This is a genomic window from Kribbella sp. NPDC056861 (assembly GCF_040687575.1).
Classification (GTDB): domain Bacteria; phylum Actinomycetota; class Actinomycetes; order Propionibacteriales; family Kribbellaceae; genus Kribbella.
Genome location: NZ_JBFBNQ010000013.1, coordinates 1 through 25,390 on the forward strand (window position 1 = coordinate 1; position 25,390 = coordinate 25,390).

General features: G+C 68.3%; 12 protein-coding genes. 9 read left to right on the top strand and 3 right to left on the bottom strand.

Annotation, left to right across the window (positions count from 1 at the left end):
* Nucleotides 1–360 precede the first annotated feature (360 nt).
* From AB0P21_RS40730 to AB0P21_RS40740, 3 genes are all read left to right on the top strand, one after another.
* Entirely contained in the window at nucleotides 361–4,743 is a 4,383-nt protein-coding gene (locus AB0P21_RS40730) for a hypothetical protein (RefSeq protein WP_363704832.1), read from the top strand.
* Nucleotides 4,744–4,775: 32 nt separating this feature from the next.
* A complete protein-coding gene (locus AB0P21_RS40735; protein WP_363704834.1) occupies nucleotides 4,776–5,867 on the top strand; it encodes a hypothetical protein in 1,092 nt (363 codons plus the stop codon).
* 114 nt (nucleotides 5,868–5,981) lie between these two features.
* The gene (locus tag AB0P21_RS40740) at nucleotides 5,982–6,452 is read left to right on the top strand and encodes a hypothetical protein (RefSeq protein WP_363704836.1); all 471 of its coding nucleotides are present in this window, start codon (nucleotides 5,982–5,984) and stop codon (nucleotides 6,450–6,452) included.
* Between the two features lie 103 nt (nucleotides 6,453–6,555).
* Here AB0P21_RS40740 and AB0P21_RS40745 read toward each other — a convergent pair whose 3' ends face one another.
* Complete coding sequence (locus AB0P21_RS40745; protein ID WP_363704838.1) at nucleotides 6,556–7,113, bottom strand: ricin-type beta-trefoil lectin domain protein; 558 nt, start codon at nucleotides 7,111–7,113, stop codon at nucleotides 6,556–6,558.
* Between AB0P21_RS40745 and AB0P21_RS40750 the strand changes: the two genes are divergently transcribed.
* The 4 genes from AB0P21_RS40750 to AB0P21_RS40765 all read left to right on the top strand — a co-directional run bounded on the left by AB0P21_RS40750 (nucleotide 7,106) and on the right by AB0P21_RS40765 (nucleotide 14,074).
* A complete protein-coding gene (locus AB0P21_RS40750) occupies nucleotides 7,106–7,543 on the top strand; it encodes a hypothetical protein (protein WP_363704840.1) in 438 nt (145 codons plus the stop codon). The two genes, AB0P21_RS40745 and AB0P21_RS40750, sit on opposite strands and share 8 nt — an antisense overlap.
* A gap of 395 nt (nucleotides 7,544–7,938) precedes the next feature.
* Nucleotides 7,939–8,535 (top strand): sigma-70 family RNA polymerase sigma factor, encoded by a 597-nt coding sequence (locus AB0P21_RS40755; protein ID WP_363704842.1) that lies wholly within the window; start codon nucleotides 7,939–7,941, stop codon nucleotides 8,533–8,535.
* Nucleotides 8,532–9,587, top strand: a complete 1,056-nt coding sequence (locus AB0P21_RS40760) for a hypothetical protein (RefSeq protein ID WP_363704844.1) — start codon at nucleotides 8,532–8,534, stop codon at nucleotides 9,585–9,587. Before AB0P21_RS40755 ends, AB0P21_RS40760 begins: the two co-directional genes overlap by 4 nt.
* Entirely contained in the window at nucleotides 9,578–14,074 is a 4,497-nt protein-coding gene (locus tag AB0P21_RS40765; RefSeq protein WP_363704846.1) for an FtsK/SpoIIIE domain-containing protein, read from the top strand. Before AB0P21_RS40760 ends, AB0P21_RS40765 begins: the two co-directional genes overlap by 10 nt.
* Nucleotides 14,075–14,145: 71 nt before the next feature.
* Here the strand turns inward: AB0P21_RS40765 and AB0P21_RS40770 are convergent, their stop codons facing one another.
* Nucleotides 14,146–14,451 (bottom strand): hypothetical protein, encoded by a 306-nt coding sequence (locus AB0P21_RS40770; protein WP_363704848.1) that lies wholly within the window; start codon nucleotides 14,449–14,451, stop codon nucleotides 14,146–14,148.
* 87 nt (nucleotides 14,452–14,538) lie between these two features.
* On the bottom strand, nucleotides 14,539–15,384 hold the full coding sequence (locus AB0P21_RS40775; RefSeq protein ID WP_363704850.1) for a hypothetical protein: 846 nt from the start codon (nucleotides 15,382–15,384) through the stop codon (nucleotides 14,539–14,541).
* Between the two features lie 129 nt (nucleotides 15,385–15,513).
* Between AB0P21_RS40775 and AB0P21_RS40780 the strand changes: the two genes are divergently transcribed.
* Together AB0P21_RS40780 and AB0P21_RS40785 are read left to right on the top strand one after the other, a co-directional pair.
* On the top strand, nucleotides 15,514–22,824 hold the full coding sequence (locus AB0P21_RS40780; protein WP_363704852.1) for a putative T7SS-secreted protein: 7,311 nt from the start codon (nucleotides 15,514–15,516) through the stop codon (nucleotides 22,822–22,824).
* Nucleotides 22,824–25,364, top strand: coding sequence for a right-handed parallel beta-helix repeat-containing protein (locus AB0P21_RS40785; protein WP_363704854.1), 2,541 nt, complete (start codon nucleotides 22,824–22,826; stop codon nucleotides 25,362–25,364). The genes AB0P21_RS40780 and AB0P21_RS40785 overlap by 1 nt, the downstream gene beginning before the upstream one ends.
* Nucleotides 25,365–25,390: the final 26 nt, after the last annotated feature.

A 25,390-nucleotide genomic window follows, 5' to 3' on the forward strand; every position in this document is an offset into this window, starting at 1 on the left:
GCGCGGTCGTACGGGGGTGTGTTGTGGACGCGGTTGGTGTTGCCGGTGAGTTCGGATGAGTTGCGGGTGTTGGGGTTTGTGGGGGCGTTGCGGGTTGGGGTGTGGGAGCGGGGGGTGTGGGGGTTGCACCGGTTCGGTGTGGTGGGTTTGGCGGGGTTTGTGGGGCGGGGTGGGTCGGCGGCGGCGTATACGCCGGATCGTTCGGGTGCGGGTGGCCGGGCGGGGGTGTTTCGGTGGACGGGGTCGAAGGATTTCCAGGATTTGGTGTTGCCGGGTGTGGGGGTGCCGGGTGTGGGGGTGGCGGGTGTGGGGGTGCGGGGTGGTGGGTCGTTTCGGGTGGGGTTCGGTTTGGCGCGGGGGATGGAGGATGTGCTGGAGTTCGGGCCGGCTGGTGGGGTCCAGGTCCGCGCAGACCTGCTGAACCCGGTAGCAGCAGATCTGGCCGGTCCGCTCGCGGCTGGTTTTCATGCGACCCGCGGAATCGAGGACCTGCTGGGGTTGCGGACAGCAAGCAACGCGGGCGCGCGGTTCCCACCCATACCGTTGCTCGCGGCAACCGCTGGTCAGCCGTTGTCGATCGGTACGTCGCTGACGCCGATCACCGCGGCGACGACGGCATCACCCGGATCCGCGCCCACGATCAACGATCTGGTCAGCCCGGCAGCCGAACAGCTGTCCTCGCCGACCGCTCACAGCATCTCGGCCCAGCATCTGGCCGCCGATCTCCCTTCGCCTCAGTCGCTGGTCCGTCCGCACCTCAGCGCCCTCAGCTCGGGAACCGACGGTGAGATCGTCTACGAGGTGATCCAGACCATCGACTACCTGGCCGTTCGCACTCCCTATCCGGGTCCGCCATCGACCGTCGACCAACTGATCGAGCGTTCCTCCGAGGTCGCCCGGGAGCTGATCGGCGCTGACACCACCTCCTGGACCGGCCGGCTGGAGATCATCGTCGGCAAGAAGGGCCCCTGCCCTGACGGAATCGCGGGCTTCGACGGCGTCCTTCGGCTGAGCGAAGAGATCATGCTTCCGCTGCGCCGACTGTTCGAGGCCGATCCGGCGTCGCTTCCGGCCGGCAAGTTCGCGTCCGCCGCGGCCAGGTACCTGAACGCACTGACCGTGGTTCTGCACGAGATGTTGCACTTCCTGGTCGGCTCTGGCTATCACCGGGCCTCGATCGACGGACCGCAGTTTCACGGCATCGGCGAGAAGATTCTCGAAGAAGGCACCGCCGAGGCCGGATCCCTCGACTACGCGATCGACTTCGTCCGTCAACTCGGCCTGGCAGATCGGGTGCCGGGGCTCACCACCGCGCCGCAGTACCGGTCCTACCAGGCCTACACGACCGCGACCCGGGTGCTGGCCGCTGAACTCGGCAACGCGGTCGGTAAGAGCGAGCTCGAGATCATCACCGAGCTCAACGCCGTCGGCACCCGGGCGAAGTTCGACCTGCTGTCCGACATGGTCTTCCGGGCCGGCGACCTCGGTGCTCTGGTCCGCCCCGCCCTGCAGCCGGCCGCCAGGGCAATGATCGGGGAACAGTTCCGATCGGGCTTCGCCGAGGTCGCGGAGGTCACCGACTCCTCCCTACCAGAACAGGTCAGGCAGGGTATCCAGATCGCCACCGGCGTCTTCGACTCAGCGAACCGAGTGATGGACGCTCCGGAGGCGTCGGTGCAGGAGTGGATGGCAGCACGTGCCGCTGCCGGCACTTCTTCGCCTGCCACCGCCGGCCAGCCACGGACCGGCACCTTGGCCGCAATCCATTCGCGCGACGCAGCGCCGCGGCCGGAGACCACAGGACCAGAGAGCGGTCGGACGCTTACCCCAGTCATTCCCGTCCACGCGTCGCCTGTCCGCACTCCGGCGCCGCCGGCGAACTTGGAGGAGTTCCTGGACCGGGGTGGGGACCTGGCGATGCGGTTGAGTGGTGCGAAGTTGTCGATCTGGGATCGGGCGTTGAGTCGCGAGCAGTCGTCTTTGGGCGCGTCGGGGTTCGCGCACTGGAACGGGACACTCGAGCTGAATCCGCGGTTGCGGTACCTGCTGAATCGGATCTGGCAGGACGATCCACTCGGTCTGCCGGTCGGCGACGGTGTACCGGCGACGATGCAGTATCTGCGAACGTTACGAGCGTTTCTGCACGAGGTGAGCCATCAGCACAGATCACCCGGCTACCGCATCACCGACGACCAGACGGCGTACCTACGGCCGGAGGTGTGGGCGATCGAGGAAGGAGTCACCGAGGCGTGGACGATGATGCACCTCGACCAGTGGGTCACCGGACTCGGTCTCGGCGCGAGGATTCCGGGGCTGCTGGATGCCAGGATCACGGCGGCCTACCCGCGGCTGGTCACCGCTGTCGATGCGCTGATGGCGGGCGTGGCCGAGCTGACCGGCCGCAACAGCGCGAACCTGTTGTCGAAACTGAACCGGCGCGGCCCGGCGCAGAAATGGCCGACCCTGGCCAGAGTGATGCTCGAGGTCGACGGACTGGACCAGCGGATCCCCCCGCTGTCGCGTCCGGCCGCCCACGCGATGGTCCAGCAAGCCGTGCAGGCGCCTTTCAAGCGACTGCGTTCCCCGGACGGAAGCGCTGAGGAGATCGGTCGCCTCGGCCTGCAGAACGGCATGGCAGTCCTGCGCCGACTCGAACAGCTTCACCCGCACCCACTCAGCCCCCAGTTTCCCAGCCCCGCGCCAGGCCGGACCAGCGGTCAGCTCACCGTGCTGGAGACACTCGATCTCCGCCCCCACCTGGACGCACCGACCGGCCGGATCGACTTCCTCGAGCAGTTGCTGCTGCGCATCCACTCGGCGGTACTTGCTCGCGCCGGAACCACGGAGTCGCGCTGGAACGCCATCATCCAGATCATCGATGACCCGATTGTCAACGGCGAAGCGTACGCGAACGGCACCATCAGTCTGCACCACCTGAAAGTCATCGCACCTCTTCGCCGACTCGTTGGCCTCCAACCTCAGCTGACCGGACCGGGCAGAGCAACGGCGGAGTACCTGAAAGCTCTGTCGATCGCTGTCCACGAGTTCACCCACCAGCTGTCGGTACAGCGTCCAGCCGAACTGGAGTCGATCGGCCGCACCACGGGCCAACTCAAGAGGAGCCTGGACGAGGGTGCGGTCCAGGCCTTCACGATGACCCACATCCGAACTCTTGTGGATGATCTCGGTCTGCTTCCTCGTCTGCCCGGAATCGAGAACCAGGTGTTCGCCGGCGCCTACGAAGGATTCGTCCTCGCGACCAACAGTCTGCTGTCGCGACTGGCGGACTTCAGCGGTGACCCCACGATTTCCCTACTTCAGCGCCTTCTCTACACCAGACGGCCGTTGCAGTGGTCCTTGCTCACCAACCACCTGTTCCACGCGGCGAACCTCCAGCACACGGTGCCCCCTTCGCTACACCAACTCGCCCGAAGCGTTCTACGATCCCACCTCCAGAGCCCCTTCAAAGACCTCGCTCAACTTGATCTCGCGACCCAACGAGTACGAGCCGCGAACTACGGCGTCAGCGCCGCGGAGGCAGCGATCCGCTTGGTCTCCGCCCTGCAACGCCACCCCCGAACCACCATCGGCCTGCAGCTGTTGCGCCGCAGTCCCGGTCAGCTCCTGCCCTTCCTGACCAGCAGTCGTCACGACACGTCTGCCGCCGACCACCCTCGCTCTGACAGCGCCGGCAATGAAAGCGAGCAGGCAGCGCGCGCGGCCCTCGACTGGATCGAACAGGCAACTGTCCGCCTCGGTCGGCAGTCGATCCCGCATCAGCTGCTCGCGCCCGGCGGCTCGGCGCGAACCGGCTCGCGGTCAGCACCGCCCGACAGCGCTGCGCCCTTCGCGCTGATCGACCAAGGCGTGCAGTTGCTCCGGCCCGACCCGGACGGGCCGATCGAACACCCGACCAGCTTCGAGGAACTGATCGCCTTCGCTCCGGAAGCAGTACGCCGGCTGATCAGCGCAGAACGTACGGCGTGGGACGGCCAACTGTTCAGGTCCGAGTCGGGCAACGTCGGCGGATCCTCCGTCGACGGTACTCTCGAGCTCAGGCTGGACCTCGCCCAGTCGTTGCGGGACATGTTCTGGCAGGTTCCGAGCGGGCCCGCACTTGACCGCCTTCGGACAGGCCTGGCAACACTGCTGCACGAATCACTACATCTGGCTCGACCGATCCGCTCTCGGCCGACCAGCCGGCGCAGAGCTCTCCGTGAACCCGTCCGGCGGTGCTTGGACGAAGGTCTGATCGAGAGTCTGACGGTCAGGCTGTTCCCTGAGTTCGTCCACCAGCTCGATCTGACCCGGTGGGCTCCAAACCTTCTCGGCACGCCCGTCGACGAGTCGTACGCGCCGTTGGTCGCCGCCGTCGACCGATTGACCGCGCGAGTCGCCGACCAGGTCCGGCTTCCCCACCTCGACGTACTGAAGCAGCTCGCGCAGGCGGGAACGGAGCACCACTTCCGGGCCCTCGCCACGCTCGTCTTCAACGCTTCGGACCTCACCACCGTAGTGAGTCGGCCGCTACGACCGGCAGCGACCGGACTGCTCGGACTCCGAGTCAGAACAGCGCTGCTTGCGTTGGCGAACCGGCCAGGAATGCTGCCGGACGAGGGCGCCGCGATCGGCCAACACGCCTTCGACGAGTTGACGGCAGCGGTCGAGCAACTCCGTCACAGCTCGTCACCGACCTGGCTGGCACAGACCGCCCAGGCCTGGTGGCGCTACCGAAACCAATGACATCCAATCAGTTCGAGCCCGAAAGGAATTCCATGGCCAAGGCCACCCCCTCCACCGCCCCGATCACCGAGGAAACAGACGAGATCACGAGCGAGGACGCGACCACAGCAACCATCACCGAAGGGGAGCCGCCGGCGGTTCCATCAGACTGGAAGGAATCCGACGGATCCCGGGTCCGGGTCGCGGCCAGCGCCGTGCTGGCTCGGGTGGCACAGGTGAATCTCGGCGACGGCACGGTTGGCGACCTGATTCCGGTCGTCCATCGAGCGTTCGGCGAGCTGGACGAGATCGCCCAGACGGCAGTCGACGAGATCGACCGGTTGACCGTACTGCGGATGAAGGAGTCGCTGCTGATGCTGACCCGTCCGGAGGACCCGGGGCTCGTCCTCGGCCTGGCCGCTCCGGACGGCACCCTGCTGCTGGATGCCACCCACATCACCGACCCGCTCCGCGAGATGTACGAGGACAACGCGGACCCGGACGAATCAGCGCTTCGGCGGTATCGCTTCGCGATCTCCGAACTCTTCCACCAGCAGTCCCTACTGGCCGTCGAGGAATGGGACGAAGCAGAGCGCAGGTCCTGGGCCGATCCTGCCGTCCGTCTGTTCGAGACCGGCGTCAACGCGTTGTGGACCGCCGCCCGGCTGCCCGATCACCTGATCGAACTAGGACTCGACAAGGTTGCCCCAGGCATCGAAGCCGTGTCGGTGCCGGCCGGCTATCCGGTCGCGCTCCCGGCCGCCGAGCACCTGATCGGCGGCGTGGCAACCGCCGGCGAGCAGACCCCCGAGGAGTTGCTGCGTACTCTCGTCTCGCTTCCGCCAACTGCCAAGTTCGCCGAGCTCGGCCGGGTACTGCTCACCTCGGCCCAGCTCCTCCCGGTGATCCCACCGGAGGACTTCGCCGATGTCTCAGCCGACCTCTACGCCGCCCTGCGGGCTCCCTTCGAAGCTCTCGCGGTGCTCGATGTCACCGATATCCCCGAGGTCGCTGTCGAGGCCACGGCACGACAGGCCGCCAACCTGGCCTTCGCCGCCGCGTACGACGTACTGGCCGCCGCCACCGAGCGCTACCACGTCGAGGAGCCCAGCGCCACTTCGGCGACATCCACCGAGGAGACCTGACCAGCCTGCGGTAGCTCCACAGTCTTCGGTGATCGGACGCGGCTTCCGCTTCCCCCGCCGCGGCCGGATCAGCGAGATTGCTCGGCATCCGATCATCGAGAGATTGTGAGAAAGATGTCCCCCAAGCACGTTCGGCGTTTGTTCCTCACCGCCGTACTGGTCCCGGTCGCCGCGAGTTGTGTGGCCCTCACCGCGGCCGCCGGACCGATCGAGCTGTCCGCGGACTCCGCTGACGAGCACCAGGCGACATTCCGCGGGACCGCGCTCATCACCGGCGAGCACGGCGTACTCCGGACCAGGACCACCCAGGCCGCACATCTGTCCTTCCTGACCCAGAAGTCGGCCGGATTGCAGGTGGGCAAGCTCGTCGGCGCTGATCTGGCCACGACCACCGTCGCGGACGGCTCAGGATCCGGCAGTCAGACCACGACCGGTGGAATTCTCCAGCGCGAGGAGTTCCAGCAGTTGATCACGGTCACGCACGTGACGTCGGTCGGCGTACGGGTGCTCGGCCAACCCTTGGTCGGGACCGGTCTGACCGGTTCACTAATTTCTCCGTTGACGGTGGACACCGCACCGCACTGATCGACCGAACGTACGAACCGGCCCGGACGGAGTGAGGATTCTCCATCCGGGCCGGTCGCCTTCCGGGCAACGAGTTGCCCGGAGACTCTGCTGGTGCTTCTGCTCAGCCGCGGCGCCACTTCTGGTCACTGGTTCCCGCGCAGGTCCTGAGCACCAGGCGGGCGCCGTTGCCCGCTCCGTTGACGGCAACACACTTGTTGGCCGCGATGTTCACCAGGTCGTTGGCGTTGTTCAGGCTGAAGCGCTGCGCCGGATGGTCGTGGCAGACCTCGACCCGGACCTGGGTGCCGTCGTCGGTCGACCCCCAGGCAAGATCCATGCACAGGCCCATCGACCGGATGGTGCCGTCGGCGCCGAGCGTCCAGCCCTGGTTGGCCGCGCCGTTGCAGTCCCACAACTGCAGCTGGGATTTGCCTTCCGCCCTGCCGTCGGCGGCGTTGGCGATGTCCACGCAGCGGCCTGACCCGAACCCGATGATCTGGTCACCCACGACCGCCGGTCTCTTGGCGGCGGAGGCCGGTTGCTTGGTCGCGGGCTTCTTGACTGCCGGCTTCTTGGTCGCGGGCTTCTTGGCAGCCGGCTTCTTCGTCACGGGCTTCTTCGCCGTCGGCTTCTTCGCGCTCGACTTGGCCGGGGGGTTCGCTGCGGTCTGAGTGACCACCGGAGTCGGCCGGCTGGTCCGCGCAGCCACCACCGGCCGGGTGGTCGCGACGGCAGCTGTCACGGTCGCCGTGGTCGTCGTCACCGGCCGGCCTGCCGCCGGGACTCCGGCGGCAACATTCGTCGCCTGTTGCCCGGGAACCACCACGGTTCGGGTGATGATTCCGCCGGGTGCTGTCACGGTGACAGTGGTCGGCCCTGGTGACGGCCGCCCGTTCGCCGACGGCGTCCGCGTCGGGCTCGCGGTCGGCGGCTTCGCCGCGGTCTTCTCGACCCGCTGCGCCACCGGCTCCCGGGACTGCACCGAGTCGTCTCCCGGCCACGACAACATCGGTACGACGATCGCGACGGCTGCCACCGTCCCCGCGACGGCAGCAGCGGACACCCAGGCTCGACGACCTGGCCGGATCCCCTTGCTGGGCCGGGTCTGACGTCGCTCGAAAGCTGCGGCGAACGAGCCGGTACGACCGGAACCGGGCGCTGCGCTGCGCCGGAACGGGTTGCTGAAACGGCGGACGGACATCCGGGGTACTCCGATGCTGGCGGGATTAGGCGGGGTCAGACATCCCTCCCGGCGAACACTGATCGCGCTCGGGCATGAGCAGGACCACCGGCGAGGACTGGCTGCACCGGCAACTTTTCGCCGCGGCCGGCCGCGGGTCAATCACGAGCCGTTCCGGCCGCCGATTTCCTACGGGTTGCCCACAGCAACCACAGCTCCGGCCACCGGAATCGTCGGCCGGCCGCGAACCGGCGTTCCTACCATGAGCCCCCGCCGGTGCCCCTCTGCCCCGTCCCGCCGGCGGGATCTGCTGACTTTTGTGAGGTGGCGATCATCGCCGAATCCAGAGAACCGAACCCGTTCGAGCGCTGCCTCGCCGAGCGGGAAAGCCTGCACCGCTACGTTACGAGCCTACTCGGCCAGGACAGCCAGTCGGTCGACGACATCGTCCAGGAGACCTTTCTCCGGGCCTGGATCCACCGGTCCCGGCTGGCGGCCGACGACCGTCCGGTCCGGATGTGGCTGTTCCGGGTCGCCCGCAATCTGGTCGTCGACCAGTATCGCCGCGACCTGCGCTCCATTCCGGTCGGTGTCGGTGCCGACGATTTCGGCGACCCCACCCTGGACGCCGACCCGGCCGAACGGATCGTCGAACGTTTCGTCATGTTCCAGGCGCTGGACCGGCTGACCAGGGAACACCGGGAGGCGGTCGTCCGAGTGCACCTGTTCGGGGACCCCGGGTCCGATATCGCGGACTCGCTCTCGGTCCCGCTCGGCACGGTCAAGTCCCGCTGCCACAACGGACTTCGGGCGATCCGCCGGCAGTTGTCCGACTGCGACCATGACGGGTGTGACCACGATCCGGTGGCGATCTCGGCCGGATGGTGCCGCCGGGCCCGACGGCGGGTGAGCGCGGCATGACCGGCGGCTTCCAGTTGCAGAGCTGGATGGGCGTCGCCGGGCTGGCCATTCTCGCCTTCGTCCTCCTCCACCTGCTGGTACGCCGGTTCGGGGGCTGGGTCCGGCTGTACCGGCGGATCAAGCGCGAAGTGCTCCTGGTGATCCGGTCGTGGACCCGACCGCTGACCGCCGCGATCCGGTACCGCCGACGGCTGCGTCTGCTGACCCAGGCTCTCCGGGATCCAGCCACCTGGACTGTGGTGGGCAAGGCATTCGACCTGGCCGCCAGGCACGACACCGACCTCGTGCCGTACTGCGCTGTTGCCTCTGGCAAGCAAATCGGCATCCTGCTCGCCGGTCCGATCGGGGACGGCGTGGTCCCGGAGCCCTGGCGGCAGGATCCGATCGACCAGCGACTGTGGTGGATCGACCGTCGTGAGCTCATCGATCCCCAGACCGCCGGCCCCACCGCGCCGGCTCGCGAAGAAGCGCCGCTGCTGGTCTGTCTCGGTCTCGACAGCACCGGTAAGTACGTCGTCATGGTCGACCTGTTGGCCGGTCCTCCGGCCGTGTCGGTCTACGGCGCGCCGAAGGCCTCCCAGGGCGTCGTACAAGCGATCGCCGCACAACTCGACGTCCGGCTACCCGTCGGAGCTGTCGAAGTGGCTTCCGGAGTGCACGACCACTACCCGGGCCTGCTGCTGTCCGAGGCCGTCCGCCGCCCGGGCGCCTGGATCGCCATCGGAGCGGAAGATCTGGAGCACCCACTCCCGCGCTCCGTCCGGTTGATCTCGCTGGGCGTTACCCGCGGTCGCGGAACATTGCTGGAGGTACGGCGGGACGGCTCGCTGCGTTGGCACGGCGCGGCCGACTGGCTCGAGATCGATCATCTCCCGCTGTCCAGAGCGGTCGCGCTCAGCATCGGCTCCTTGCCCGAACACGACTTCCAGCGCCCGCTGCGAGCCGGTGACGATCCGGACGACCTGCACGGGGCGCGCCCGGTGACCGAAGGCGTCTCCGCCACCTCGGCCGGTACGGCGGGCTCCGATCGAAGGACGAACTCATGGACCTGACCATCAGCGCCGTGGCTGCCAAGAACGGCGTCGCGAAGGACCACCGGCTCCGGATCACCCCGCAAACGGAGATCGGCGCGATGGCCGAGGTGATCGCGGGGTCTGGTCACGCGCTCTATCTCGGGCCTCGCAAACTCGACCCCACTCAGACGCTCACCGGCTCGGGGATCCGTGACGGCGCGCTGCTCGGCGTCGACGGCCCGGTCCGGGCGCGGGAGTTCATCAGGTTGTCGTCCGGCCGAGGTCCTTTCGTCGCTGAGATCCATGCAGTGTCGGGCCCCGAAGCCGGGCAGATCTGGCGGTTGGCCCCGGGGAGCCACGAGATCGGATCGGATCCGCTCTGCGCGATCCGGCTGACCGCGGACGGCGTACCGGTTCGGCATCTGTGGGTCACAGTCTGCGCCGACGGCTCCGTTGTCTGGCAGTGCACGGCCGAGCTCGAAGAGGTCGTCGAGGCGCCTCGCATCGGACCACCGGCGGACGACGCCGCGACCTCGGCGGTCCGGGTACAGCTGGACGAGCACGGCCATCCGATCGAGCACGCGGCGGTCACGGCCGACGCCGGCGGTAGCCGGGCGGGGCAGGACAGGCCCGCCGATTGGCCGCCCGGCGAGGACCTGGCCGTCGGACCGGTGCTGCTGCGGCTCGGTCTCGGCCGAGAGCCGGCGGCCGCCGTTCGCGAGTCCGCCGACGGGTTCGGTCTGGACTACAACCGGCCGCCGCGACTGGCCCCGCACCTCGACGAGGAATCGATCCGGCTCCCGGCGTCGCCCGGCGGCACCCCGAGGCAACCGTTTCCCTGGCCGATGATCATCTCACCGCTCATCCTCGGCCTGGTGATGGTCGGTATTTTCAAGTCGTACTACTTCCTGGCCTTCACCGCGCTCAGCCCTGTCATGATGATCAGCAACTGGCAGGCCAACCGGAAGAACGGACGTCGGCAGCACCGCGAGACCGTCCGCCGGCACCAGGCCAGGATCGCCGCGCTGGAAACCGAGATCGGGACGGCGGTAGCCCGCGAACGACGCCTGCGCGACGAAATGGCACCTGATCCGGTGCGGATCGCCCGGCTGGCGACCGGACCGGGAAGTCGCCTGTGGGAGCGCCGGCTACGCGACGAGGATCATCTGATGCTGCGGCTCGGCACCGCCGACCAGTCCTCGGTGAAGCAGATCCACGATCAGTCCCGTGAGGACAACCACCAGACCATCCGGTGGCAGATTCCGGACGCACCGGTGGTCCTCGATCTGCCGGCCCTCGGCGTGGCCGGGATAGCCGGTGATCGGCGGCTGTGCCAGGCGATCGCCCGCTGGCTGGTGATCCAGTCCGCCGTGCTGCACTCCCCCACCCAGTTGCGCATCGTCGTCCTGACCAGGAAGCAAGCTCCGCAGGACTGGGCCTGGGTGCGATGGCTCCCGCACCTGCGGTCCGAACGAGGCGCGGCAGTGACGATCGGCAACGACCAGGAGTCCATCGCCGACCGTATCGGCGAACTGGTCAGCCGGATCCAGGCGCGGCAACGGCTGATGGGCGCCCATGGTGAGGCGCCGCCGGTCGATCACCACGTCCTGCTGATCGCCGACGATTCCCTGGCGCTGCGAGACGTCCCTGGTTTCGTGCAGGTCCTGACCGACGGTCCGGCAGTCGGCATCCACTGTGTCTGCCTGGAGGCGGAGGAACGCCTGCTGCCAGAGGAGTCCCGAGGGGTGATGCTCGCTTCCGGCGACCAACTGACGCTCAAACAGCCCGGCACGCCGGACCTGATCGGGATTCGCGTCGACCAGGTCTCGCCGGCTTGGTGCGAACAAGTGGCGCGCGCGCTGACCCCGGTCCGGGACGTCAGCCCGGATCAGGACGCCGGCCTCCCCCACCGAGTTCGTCTGCTCGAACTGATCGGCCAGGAACCGCCGAGCGTGGACGTCGCGCTGGCGCAGTGGCAACGAAGGCCGGCCTCCACCTCCTTCACGCTCGGGCGTGACTTCGACGGTCCGCTGCGGATCGATCTGGTAGCCGACGGCCCACACAGTCTGATTGCCGGAACCACTGGATCGGGAAAGTCGGAACTGCTGCAGACCCTGGTCATTTCACTGGCCGCCTGCAACCGGCCGGACGAGCTGACCTTCGTACTGATCGACTACAAGGGTGGCAGCGCGTTCCAGGAGTGTGCCGGCCTGCCGCACACACTGGGCATGGTGACCGACCTCGACGCACATCAGGTCGAACGCGCCCTGGTCTCGCTCGATGCCGAGCTCCGCCGGCGGGAGCGAGTACTGGCCGCGGCGGGAGCCAAGGATCTGCCCGATTACCAGTCGATGCGTAGCGTGGACCGATCGATGGCACCTCTGCCCCGGCTGGTACTGGTCATCGACGAGTTCGCCGCGATGGTGGCCGAGATCCCCGACTTCGTCCCGGGCCTGATCAGTATCGCCCAGCGAGGCCGGTCCCTGGGGATTCATCTGGTCCTGGCCACCCAGCGCCCGGCGGGTGTGGTGACCGCGGACATCCGGGCGAACACGAATCTGCGGATCGCGTTGCGGATGACCGATCAGACCGAGAGCCAGGACGTGATCGAGACCAACGAGGCAGCCTCGATCCCCACGGCGATTCCCGGCCGGGCTCTGATTCGCCGGGGTCCCCGCACCGCCGACCTGTTCCAGACCGCGTGGGTCGGAGCAGAGCGCAAGGATCCCGCCGGGGGGCTGAAGCTGGTGGTTCCGGCGGCCCCGGTACCGGTCGAGGCCGACGAGTTCTCATGGGACACCATGGGCTCGTCGACCCGGCAACCCAAGCATGACGAGGCCGAGCAGCTCGTCGGCCCACCGGCCGACACCGATCTCCGTGCCCTGGTCGCCGTACTCCGCGAAGCCGCGGCGCAACTTCCGGACTTCGAGCCGCAACCCAGCCCCTGGAAGGAACCGCTGCACCACGGCCTCACGCTCGACGACCTCCCTGACTGCGGGGATCGGGAGCTGATGATCCCCTACGCGCTCGAGGATCTCCCCCAACTCCAGGATCGGCGGACGGCCGGTCTCGACCTGACCACCTTCGGGCACCTCTATGTCATCGGTGCGCCGCAGTCCGGCCGGACCCAGTTCCTGCGCACCCTGGCGGGCTCGGCTGCCGGTCGCCTCAGTTGCGCCGACGTGCACCTGTACGGGATCGACGCCGCCGGTGGTGGCCTGACGGCCCTGGCACACCTCCCACACTGCGGGACGGTCGTGTCCCGGCACGACATGGAACGGCTCGAGCGGCTACTTCGCCGTCTCAACCGCGAGCTGACCCAACGGCAGGAACTCGCCACCCGCCACAACGCGACCGGTCTGACCGAGCTTCGCAGCCGGCTGCCCGCCGGGGAACGGCCGGCGCACCTGCTGATCATGATCGACGGTTGGGACGCCCTCGCGACCCAACTGGAGGAGTACGACCACGGCAACCTGCTGCAGGAGACGACGCGTCTGCTCCGGGAAGGCGCCGGGGTGGGGATCCATGTCGTCGCCACCTCCGAACGATCACTGCTCGGCGGCCGGATGGCAGCCCAGAACGATCACAAACTGCTGCTGCGGCAGGCCGAACGCACCGACTACGGCGCGGTGGGCATCCGACCCAGCAAGGTTCCGGCGTTCATTCCACCAGGACGTGGATGGCACCAACTGACCGGTACCGAGACCCAGGTGGCACTGCTCACCAAGGGTAGTGGTCAGGCACAGACCGAAGCTCTCCGCGAGATCGGTGTCCTCGCCGTCGAGCGCGACTCCGCCGTCCCTGCTCCCCGCCGGCCGTTCAAGGTCGCCGAACTTCCCGGCACCCTGGAGTTCACCGACGCCTACGACGCGGTCCCCAGGGAAGAACGCAGGCCGTTGTCCGGCCTGATCGGCATCGGTGGCGACGAAGCCGCCTCCGTGACCGTGGATCTGGCCCGCTCCGGCTGCACCTTCGTCGTACTCGGCCCCACCGGGTCCGGACGCAGCAACGTTCTGGCCACGCTCGCCGTCTCGTTGCTCACCGGCGGTACCTCACTGGTGATCCTGACCCCACGAGAGTCACCGCTACGCCGGCTGGCCAGGCAGGAGCGAGTCACTGTCGTGGAGGAGAGCGATCCGTCCGAGGAAACCGTCCGCGCGGCGCTCGCCCAGCATTCCGGGCCGACCGTGGTGATGATCGACGATGCGGATCTGCTGGCGACCGCGGCTGCCTCGGAGATCCTGAAGGAGGTCGCCGGGAAGGGACGCGACAGCAATCAGGCGCTGATCATGGCCTCCGAGACCGACAGCTTCCAGTCGGCGATGGGGGGCTGGCAGCAGGTACCCCGCCGCGCCCGGCGAGGTCTGTTGCTCGAGCCACGGCACTTGATGGACGGCGAACTGATCGGCGTCCGCCTCCAGAACAGCGTGATCCGGGCATCACCACGGGCCGGCCGCGGCTGGATGACAGGCAGCGGCACCGCGCCGGTCGCGGTACAGGTCCCTGTCACTGTCCTGAAGGACTGACCTCAGGAAGCTGTCAGGGCTGCTGTCTCGTCCGTGATCGAACGAGCCAGCAGCCCTGGTGGGGAACCCGGTCAGCTCTTCTTGAGGCTTGTCCCGATGCCGGAGTCCAGGCTCTCGGCCTGCTTGATGATGTTCTCCAGCAGTTCGGCGAAGCCCTTGATCCCCTCCGCCGCCTGAGTCAGGCTGACGTCGAACTTCGTGTACGCGTTGTCCAGCTCGGCGCTGGACTGCTTGAACTGGAAGCCGTGCTGGGTCAGGTTGCTGACCGACTGCTGCAGACTCTTCAGATCGGTGATGATCATGCCGTGCTTGGTCTTCAGCAGGTTCGACACTTCCTTGACCTCGTCGTAGATGATGGTCAGGCCGTTGATTGCCATGGTGCTGCTCCTGTCGGTTCGATGGTCACTGCTTCGTGCAGTGACCGGGTGAGATGTGAGGGCCTGTGACGCAGCGGGCGGGCGAGATCAGAAACCGCCCCATCCCGTCGGTTCGTAGGTGTCGGCCTCCGGGCCGGTGGTCGTCTTCTTGGCCGGATCGTCGGTTCCCTCGGTCCAGACCCACTCCGCCGGACCATTGGGTCCGGTCGGCCCGCGGGTGTAGTTGTTCCAGTCGCCGTCGCTGTTCTTCGTCGTCTTGGTCCCGCTGCCGTCGGTGCCCAACCGGGTCTCGTCGTGGGAGGTCGACCCGTCGGGATAACCGTTGTCGGTGATCGTGGTCCGGCCCTCGTCGGCATAGGAGTTGACCGTCGTGTACTTGTGGCCGTCGTACTCGACCTCGATCTCCTCCTTCACCACGTGGTACTGGTCGTCGAGCGTCAGGTGGGTGTGGATCTGCCCTCGATCGGTGCTGACCACCTGGTCCACCGGCGGTGGACCAGGATCGCTCCAGACACACTCACCGTCCCCGTTACCGCCGGCCTTGCTGTTGTGGACGCTGCACTCCTGGTCCTTGTGCTGCTCCCAGTCGGTCTTCTCCTGGAGCCAGTTGTCCAGACCGAGGTTCGCGCCGGTGATCCCCAGCCCCTGGGCGATGTTGGCATCGAGGGCCAGGAACGCTTCGCCCACCGAGCCGAACGAGTTCCCGAGCTCCATCAGGCCGTCGTGCGCCTTCTCGAGCGTCCACTTACCGTTGCTGTGCAGCTTGTGCACGGCGTTCTCGACGTCCCGGCTACCGAGCAGCCCCAAGCCGGGTTTGGACAGCGTGTGGAAGATGCTCTGGTGCAGCAGCGGCTTGATGTCGCCGGCCAGTTCGTGCAGTTGTTTCTTGGCATCGTTCAGAACGTTGTAGTCGATGCTGAGTCGTTCGCTCATCTCACCTCCAGTGGTCCTCGTAGCGTCCACGCCCGGCACCCGGTGCGGTTCACACCGAATCCGGATGAACCTCGCCCGGGTGGCGCCGTGGTCGGGGTGAAGGTCTCCCCTGGGTAATGGAGGTCAGCGATGGCACGCCCGTACGACTGGGACTCGATCGGCCTGCCCAAGGACCCCACGCCCGGACATCCCGAGTCGATCGACCGACTGGCCGAAGCCCTCGGCCGGTTGGGCGGCAAGGCCCGCGAGATCATGACCGCCGTCGACGCGGTGATGAACACCGCCGACGACTCGGTGTTCAGCGGGGCGGCCGCGGACGCTCTGCGGGAGAAGGTCGACCCGCGGCTGCGGCATCACGTCGAGGACGTCGCCCACTCCTTCGAGAGCGCGTCGAACAGTCTGCGTGAGTGGAGCGAGATCGTCCGCGCCCAGCAGGCCCGCGCCGACGCGGCGCTGGCGGCCGGGCGTGGACTCCCCGAGGACGACGACGAGCGGGGCCGGCAGGCCGGCATCGCTCGTGCCGCCGGTGAGGAGCAGTCCCGTCTCGGTGGTGAGTACTCCGTCCGGATCGCCGCGGTCGCGAACATCAGGCTTCCGGTGACCCGCTGCCAGTTGTTCTGGGAGGGTCTCAAACTGATGGCCCTCGCGCTCCTCGCGCCGTCACTGTTCGGCGGAGTCGCGCTCGCGCTGCTGGCCATCGGGGTCAATCTCGCGCTGTTCGTCAAGGCTGCCGTCGATCTGGCCAACGGCGACGGCAGCGTCGTCGACCTGCTGCTCGCCGGGCTGGGGATGATCGCACCGACCACCAAGGCGCTCCCGATCGTCGCCATCGCCGAGGGAATCGGTAAGGCCGTCAAGGCGATCGGACAGTCCATGGCCGTGACGTTCCGGCAGTTGTTCAGCCGCGAGTTCCTGTTCCATCGACTGATCCCGGGAATCGGTCGGGTGTCCTCCACCGCGTACGTCGGCTTCCGGAACTCAGGGCTGTGGCTCGTCAACGGCATGCGGCAGTTGCCCAGGATCGTCGTGCACCCGATCCCGACCTTCGAGGCGGCCGGCCGGTTCACCGTCGCCCAGATCGGCCGGCTGGGGTCGTCGGTCGGCCGGGGCCTCGCGTGGACGGGTCAGCAGGCCCTCGCCGGGCTCGGCTGGATCGGGAACTTCGCCAGGAACAACTTCGGTGGGACCAGGTGGTTGCGGGTGTTCCTGCCGGTCGACGCCGCCGAGATCGGCGAGTACGGACTACTGGGCGCGCTGCGGATCGGGTTCTGGGAGCGTGGTGTGCTCGGGAGATTCGAGCTCGGCGCACCGATTCCCGGTCTGGCAGGGCAGACCGGACGGGCCATCACGTTCGATCCGGCGTTGACGTCCCGGCCGCAGACGCCGACGAGAGGGCCCGGCGCCTTCCAGACACCGCTGATGCCCGGGTCACCTGCGAATTTCGGCACGCCCGGTCCGCGGATCCACTGGAGCGGGGCCCAGTGGACCGGCGACGTGCGGTGGGCCGCGACGATGCAGCCACCGCGATTGCCCACCAGGGCCTGGGCTTTCGACGATCTCGCCCTGCCCGCGCCGATGCGACCCGGCGGCTTCTCCGTCGGTTCCGGGCCGTCGCCGGGTGCCATCGAGGTACCGCGCACCGGGGTGATCTCGTCTCCTGGCGTCGGCGATCTCCACGTGCCGATCGGTTCACTCAGCGATCACTCGGCCAGCGCCTGGCGGGCTCACCGGCTGATCGACGATCTCGACGGCCTCGACCTGCGCCCTGCCTGGGCGCCCGGCACGGTCGGTCATCCGGGCACGGTCGGCAGGCCGGGCGCGCTCAGCGATCCGGCGACGGTCGGCGTCCCCGTCGTCCGGCCACCAGAGCTCGGGCATCTGCTGCCCGCGCCGACGCCTGACCACAGTGCGATCCCGGCCGGTCCAGGCACTGGTCAGCTGGCAGATTCCGCGACCCACGCCACGGCGGCCAACCATTTTCGCGCCGACCTCGAAGATCTGCTGAACTCAGCGGCCCGACGGGTGGACGTGATCCCGGTCCCGCCGGTCCGGTTCGACGTCGCGCTGGCCGGCGTTCCGGACCACCCGGGCGCTTTCGTCCGGGTCGAGCAGCGCGGTGGTGTCACCAGCCACCAGTTGCACCACGCCGGTCCGGCGAACCGGCTCGACGTGCTCGACGGCGGCGGCTTCCGGGTCACCGATCCGTCCACCGCGATCACCAGCCGGTTCGATCTTGCCGGCGGGCTGGTCGACCGCGGCGTACGGCTGCCGCCCGTTCACGGCGGGATCGCACTCGACGACCTCGTGGTGGTGCAGGTACCCGGCGGCGGGCGGCATCTCACCGATCTGCACGGCGCCCGCGTCCCGGCCACCGACGAGGCCCGGAACTTCGTCAAGGCCGGACTCGAGGAGGGCGGCGAGTTCGTTCTCGGCGACGCGATCGAGGCCCAGCTCAGCACTCTGGACGAGGCACAACGAGCACAGGCCGACGTGGTGGGCGGGCCCGGCGGGGGGCGGGGCGAGCCGGCCGTGGACGACGCCCGGGCCGCGCTCGAACACCACGCAAGAACCGGCCACCGGGCCCGGATCGACACCTCGGTCGACAACATAGTTGCCGGTCGCAATGATTTCGTCCCCGAGACCGGTGATCGCCGGATCCCACCGGTGGCCCGCGGCGGAGCGCGCCAGGTGGACCTTCCCGGCAGCACCGGGATCAGCCTGGACCTCACGGGTGGCCGGCCCACGCTGACCGGCCCGGGATCGTCCCTGGCCGACGTCAGCACGGTCGGCAACGTGGTCACCGTCCGGCAGTTGTCCGGTCCCGGTGGCGATGCGCTGCACACCTGGGTCTACCGGAACGGATTCGGGCGGCCCTCGCTGATCGGTGAGTCGGTGCTGCTGAACGGCGGGCGGTTCCACGGGATGTCGATCGGCATGTCCGACGGCAGGCTCGGACGGTTCCAGAACATCGCCCTGACCGGCAGTGGCGACGGCACCAGTTGGCCCGCCAAGCTCGTTGACGACCAGATCGTGGTCGCCTCCCCGGACGGCGCGCTGCACTACGGCCGCAATGGAGCCTTCCACCGGCTCGACGAGCCCAGCACCGCCGGTACACCGGTCCACCGGACACCCGAAGGACTCGGCGAGGAAGCCACCAAGCGCTGGACAGCATCCGTCCTGCTGTCCCAACGCGATCTCGGCCGGGCCGCGGGTGATCCGGGCACTGCCCGGCTGATGCAGGACGTGATGGGCGGCTCCTTCACCTCCAAGAAGGGGTTCGGCGGATTCGTCACCCCGCAGGCACTCGCTGATGGCACCTTGATCGGTAAGACCAAGGATTTCGTCAGGGCTACCGATGACCTGCTGTTCGACGGCTCCAACCAGCCGATCACGGTCTACCGCGGAATGTCGCTGACCCCGGATCAGATGGCTGCCGACGAGTTCGTGGAACGGCTGCCGATCTCCACCTCCAGCAGCCGGGACTTCCAGCGCGAGTGGGCGGACAACGGCGTCAACGCCCACCGCGCGGTGTTCGAAGTCGACGTACCGGGTGACCACGGCAAGCTGGCGATGTCCTATCCACCCGGCTACCACTCCACCGGCGCCGACGCGCCACCGGTCAACCAGAGCCAGTGGGAGATCACGCTTGCCCCCAGTGCTTTCGAACGAACCGGCCCGAACCGGGTCGAGGACGGCATCACGATCATCCCGGTCAGGGCCGAGCAGATCCCGGTGCAGCGGCTGGACGACCTGATCACCGCCGAGTGGGAGGGTCTGCCGTCGAAGACCGCGTACGACGATTTCACCCGGGCCTTCGGCGAGGAGTCCTTCCGGCGGTTCGAGGGCTTCGAGGACAGCCGGGTGATCACGCAAGTCGGTCCCGACGGCAACACCAGCACCTTCACGGCGACCAGACCGGGGTACCGCGACCCTGTCACCGTCGAGGTGGTCCGAGACCCTGGAGCGGACTCGGTCACCGTCCGGGTGACCGTCGACGACGTGACCGAGATCGACCAGACCTGGAGTGGCCAGGACTTCCGCTACCTGGCCACCGACCTCCGCGGAAACACCCTGCACGACAACGAACTGTTCCTGTACATGCCTTCGCCGCAGTCGTGGTCCGGGCCGCCGCACCTCCCGGTCGGCGGCGGCCACCACCGCTTCGACTCCGGGTACGCCGAGACCCTGCCGGACGGCTCCCCCGGCAGCTCCCGGTCGACCCCGCTGCGACCGGGAGCCATCGGACCGGACCAGAGTACGGTCACGCTGATGCCCGACGGCAGCGTGCGCTGGGTGGACCGCGCGGGACAGCGGATCGATCAGCCACACCTCGTCACCGTCGGCCAGGACGGCGGAGTCCGGATCCAGGTGAACACTCCAGGGAGCATCCGCCACGGCGAGTTCCACGAGTTCGGTGCCGACGGCAAGATTCTCCGGCAGGGCTTCAACGTCCTCGACGACGGCAAGCAGACCGCCTTCCGATACGTCGTCGACCGAACCGGTGACTCGCCCACCTGGTCCCGCACGGACCTGAAGGATCTGCCCTCGGACAAGGGCGGTTTCCACCACGGCGCTGCCGACCTCGGGCCGAACGGCCGAATCCGCCTAACATCCGGTACCGCGGGCGCAGTCGACGTCTTCGAGCGCCGGACACTGCCTGACGGCACCGTCCTGGACAGCTTCCGTCGAACCGACACCGTGGGGTTCGGCTCCCTGAACCGTCGCACCACCTGGGCGACCTACGACGACGTCGGCCGGCAGACCAGTTGGGGCACCAGGCACTACGACACCTCCGGCAGGGACTGGCGTGACGTACAGGACCTGCACACGGTCCGCGAGTTTCGCGAGGGGCTGCACAAGAACGACGACCTGGCAGGCAGCGTCCTCGGTGTCAAACAGGCCGATGGCAACTGGCGCTGGCACCGGTACGACGGCCAAGGTACCGAGATCGCCTCCGGGCCACGCGTCCGGGAGAGTCTCGGCGACGGCTGGACCGACCGCATCATCCGGCAGGTCGACGGCGTCCCGACCACCGAGATCGCCCAGCGGAAATGGGGCAAGTGGCACTCGACCGCGAACACCGGGCAGTACCAGGAGTTCGCCTTGAGCCGGAACGCCGACGGCACGGTCGACCGCACCGGCGACTGGCTGCGACTGTCCAAGCAGGGCAAGGACTCCGGGTCGGGTCTGCACCTGAGCGACACGACCTTCCTCAAGGTGGTCCGCGAGGGTGAGCAGCGTCCGCCGGTCTGGATCCGGGAGCAGTTGTTCGGCCATCCCGCGCCGCGTGACGCGATGGCTCATCTGGCGGACGACAGCCGGTTCCAGATCTTCCGCTGGGAGCGCACCGGCGACGACCCCGCGCACGGCGCACGGTACCTCGGCCAGGACGAGAGCCTGGTCGATATAGATGCCAGCGGCAACTTCGTTCGGTCGGCCCGGAAGCTTGCCGACGGCACTGAACTGAAGGTGGGCGACCACGCGTCCGGACCGTTGCGCCCGCATGGCGATCCGCGCGCCGTTCCCTGGCAGGCCGGCGACCTACGGGGCTACCGGGTGCCGTTGGACGGTGACCAGGCCGGACGCCTGTGGGTCGACGTACTGGACGACGTGGACGGCTACTGGACTCCTGTCCGCGAAGGCCGGCCAGGTGGGATCGTGCGGGAGTACCAGACACCAGGTGGCGGTCAGGTGTGGACCGAGCGGGACGCGCACGGGTGGCTGACCGGTCAGTCCCAGCGCGCGCCGGAGCCGGGCAGCGACCGCTACGTCGTCGCGAGCGGCCGACCGGAATCGGAGTTCTGGACCTGGCGTGAGGTCGACCTGAACGGTACGGAGATCCCTGGCCGGGAAGGGCGGCGGTTCCACTTCCGGGGCTCGACCGACGACCGGCTGGCCTGGGACGACTCGTTCCGCGACTTCGATGTCGACGGTCACCTGGTCCGGGAGCGACGGATGCTGGACGACCACCGGTACGTCGAAGCCTGGCGTGAACCGCCCACGATCGGCGGCCCTCGGTGGCGCAGCGCGGTATTCGACGGCAACGGCGTCCGGATCGGCGACGACCTGACCCGGGAGTGGCGGATCGGTGACCTGTGGAGCAGCCAGGCATCTGATCAAGCCGTGCACTTCCGCGACGTGCGGTTCCGGGACGGCCGGCCCGAGGTCGTGCGGGAGGTTCCTGTTCATCTCGAGGACTCACCGCTACGGATTCGCGAATACACCCTCGACCTCGAGGGGCGTCCGCAGTACGGGCAGTGGAAGGAGATCGACGGCGGCAAGATCGCCCGCGAACGCCGGGGGTCCGGCGACAACTTCCTGGAGACCGAGCCGGAGTACGGGCAGTGGAAGCTGTACGACCGCGACGGCAGGGTGATCGGCGAGCGGACCGACAACGGGCTGGTCTTCGAGTTGCGCGACGGCCGGTTGACCCTGACCGGGAACGAGTTCGACTTCCGCGGCCCGCTGACCGAACTGCGCGGCTGGGGCCGGCGCGTGCGCGAACCTTCCCGGCTGAACTGGATGCCGGAGTCCGGTAGCTACCTGCACCCACGGCGCTTCGTCGCGCCCGGGGGTGACATCGTGCTGCGGGAGGCCCGGATCGCGCCGTACGGGTCCAGCGTGTTCCAGAAGGTGCTGCTGGAGTTCGCGCAGGACTTCCTGCTCGACTTCGGCGCCAACGTGATGATCGGTGGCATCATCGCCGCCGCCAACGACAAACCGTACGGTCCTGTCGACGTCCTCAAGGCACTCACCGGCGCGGTGATCGGCGGAACTCTCAAGACCGTCGCCACGGTGGGGCTGACCGACCTCAGGTCGGGTGGGATGTTCCGCGACTTCAAACGCGGCCTGGGCAATCACGACGGTGGTGGGCACTGGGCCACCCCGCCATCGCGGGACACGAGCTGGAGCAAGGAGTACGCCGGTAACGAGGGCCCGGTGCGCTGGCGTTCCGGCGTCTTCGACTTCACCTTCGGCCTGGGGATCGGAACGATCGCCGGCTTTGTCGTCGGCGCCACGAACAGCGCCGTGTTCGGCATCCAGCAGCCCGACGGCAGTTGGGTCCCGCTGCAGGGCTGGCAAGCGGTCGGCGAGGGCGGGATCGGCGCGCTGGCGGGCTTCACCAGCAGCGTGAGCACCGGGCTGATCAAGCCGATCGCGCTCGGCATGATGGGATCCCGGCTGATCCACCGCGGTGGGTGGGGCGAGTTCTGGATGAACGGTGGGCTGAGCCTGCTGGAGAAGTCCCTGAACGCTTATCTGGGCAAGGCGATCCGCGGCTCACTGGCCCCTCCGTGGTACCCCGACGCCGAACCCGCCGCCGCTGTACTGCCACCTCTCGACCTGCCCGCCTTGGATCTCCCGCCGCTGGAGTTCCCGGGCACCGAACTGGCCACGCCCCCGAACGATCTGATGCCAGAACCAGGAGACACACCCTGATGACGATCCGCACCGTAGCCCCCAGAGGCCGGCGCAACTACCGCCGGATCGACGACGCCGTCCGGGCGAGTTCGCCTGGCGACGAGATCCAGATCGCCCCCGGCACCTACGTCGGAGAGGTGGTTCTGGACCGGTCCGTGACCCTGACGGCTCAGCACGGGCCTGGCACAGTGACACTGACCGGTAGCCGTGGCAGCACTGCGCCGCCGCTGATCGTGGAGGGACTCGACTGCTCCGTCACCGGTCTCACGATCAAGCCGGACCAGGTAGGCGACACCCCCGCCGTGGCGTTGGCGGCAGGCGCCGGGCTGGTACTCGAGGACTGCACGATCTCCGGTTCTCGCGTCCACGCCCGTGGCGATGACCAGACCCGCAACGGATCCGACCTGAACGGGTACGGCGTGACGAAGCTGGTCCTGCGCCGTTGCCGGATCACCGGAACCCGGCTGGCCGCGGTCCATCTGGCCGGCCGGGTCGCGGCGGAGATCACCGACACCGTCGTACGCTCCGTCGACGGCGTCGGCATCGTGCTGTCCGGCCGGGCCGAACTACGGGCCGAGCGACTACGGGTGGAGCAGGTCGCGGGGTACGGCATCCGGCTCCGCGGTGACAGCCGGATGCGGTTGACCGACTCGTTCCTGACCGCGACCGGGATGGCCGGCCTGTTGCTCGAGGACACCGCGGAGGGTCTGCTCTCCGAGACCCGGATCGAGGGCAGTCAGGCGGTCGCCGTCCAGGTGGCCGGCTTCGCCCGGGCCCAGCTCAGTGACAGCCGGCTCCGCAAGACGAAAGCCAGTGGCCTGGTGGTTCAGGACAATGCCAGCCTGGTGGCGCAGGGCTGCGCGGTGTCGGACAGCGGCGGAAACGGTCTGCTCGTCAGCGGCGAGGCCTCGGCGACGATCACGGACACCAGGTTCGACCGGACAGCCTTCAGCGCTGTCCATCTGGCCGGCAAGGCGACCGCCCGGCTACGGGACTGCCTGGTTCGAGGCGGCTCACAGCACGGCTTCCGGCTCAGTGAGAAGTCCACCGCCGAGCTCGAGGCCTGCGCCGTGGCCGGCGCGACCATGAGCGGACTGTCGATCGTCGACGACGCTGCCGCACAGACGACCGGCCTGTGGGTCAAGGACAGCACCCAGGGCATCTCGATCGCCAGCACGGCGACCACCAACCGGGTCGCGCAGTGCACGGTGGAGAACACCGAGAAGACCGGCATCGAACTGACCGGCTCCGGTACGGCGACAGTGCAGTCGACCCGGATCACCAAGACCGGAGAGGCCGGTCTTGTGGTCGAAGCGGGCAGCAGCCTGCTCGAGCGGGTCTCCATCGATCAGCCCGGTGGGTCGGGCGTGGTCGTCTGGTCCGGAACCGCCCCGGTGGTGCGCGACCTGCAGGTGCGCGGCGCGGCCAAGAACGGCGTCTTCGTCGCCCCCGGCGGCGGCGGAACCTTCACCGGTTGCGACCTCACCTCGACCGCCTTCCCGGCACTGCATCTCGGAGCCGGGGCGGAGCCGGCGCTGCGGCAGGTCCGGATTCGTGACTGCGCCGGCGCACTCGGGGGCGATCAGAACACCGCCGCCACCTTCGAGGACTGCGTTGCCGACGGCGCACCGCTGCTGGCGAACGAACCTGAGATCGCCGTACCAGGTCTTTCGGTGGGTGGTCCGGCCACGCCGAACGAGCCGGCCGGGCTCCTGGAGTCGGTCGAGGTTCCGGTCGACGAGACCCTGGACGACATCCTCGCCGAACTCAACGAGCAGATCGGGCTCGGCCGGGTCAAGAACGACGTCAGCTCGATGGTCAAGCTCATGCAGACCGTGCACCTGCGGCAACAGGCAGGTCTGCCCGCACCACCGCTGAGCCGTCACCTCGTCTTCGCCGGTAATCCCGGTACCGGAAAGACCACGGTGGCCCGGCTGTACGGCCGTATCCTCAAAGCACTCGGGTTGCTCAGCAAGGGCCACCTGATCGAGGTCGACCGCAGCCACCTGGTCGGCGAGTACGTCGGACACACCGCTCCGAAGACCACGGCGGCCTTCCACCAGGCGGCCGGCGGGGTGTTGTTCATCGACGAGGCGTACGCGCTCACGCCGGCCGGCAACAGCAACGACTTCGGCACCGAGGCGATCGCGACCCTGGTCAAACTGATGGAGGACCACCGCGACGACACCATCGTGATCGTGGCCGGCTATCCCACCGACATGGCCCGGTTCATCAGCTCCAACCCCGGCCTGGCGTCCCGCTTCACCCGGACCCTCACCTTCGACGACTACAGCCCCACCGAGCTCACCGAGATCGTCGAGTTCCACGCGAGCAGGCACCAGTACGCGATGACCCCGCAGACCCGCCGGCGCCTGCAGACCCTGTTCCAGAACTCCCCGCGCACCGCCCACTTCGGCAACGGCCGGACCGCTCGCCAGACCTTCCAGCAACTGACCGAGAACCAGGCCCACCGCCTCGCCGAAACCACCGCCCCGTCCCCCGACCAGCTCAGCACGCTGGAGCCCGAGGACCTCCCCACCACCGTCCCGAACAGCTGAGCGTCATTGTTTCGATTCTTGACGTG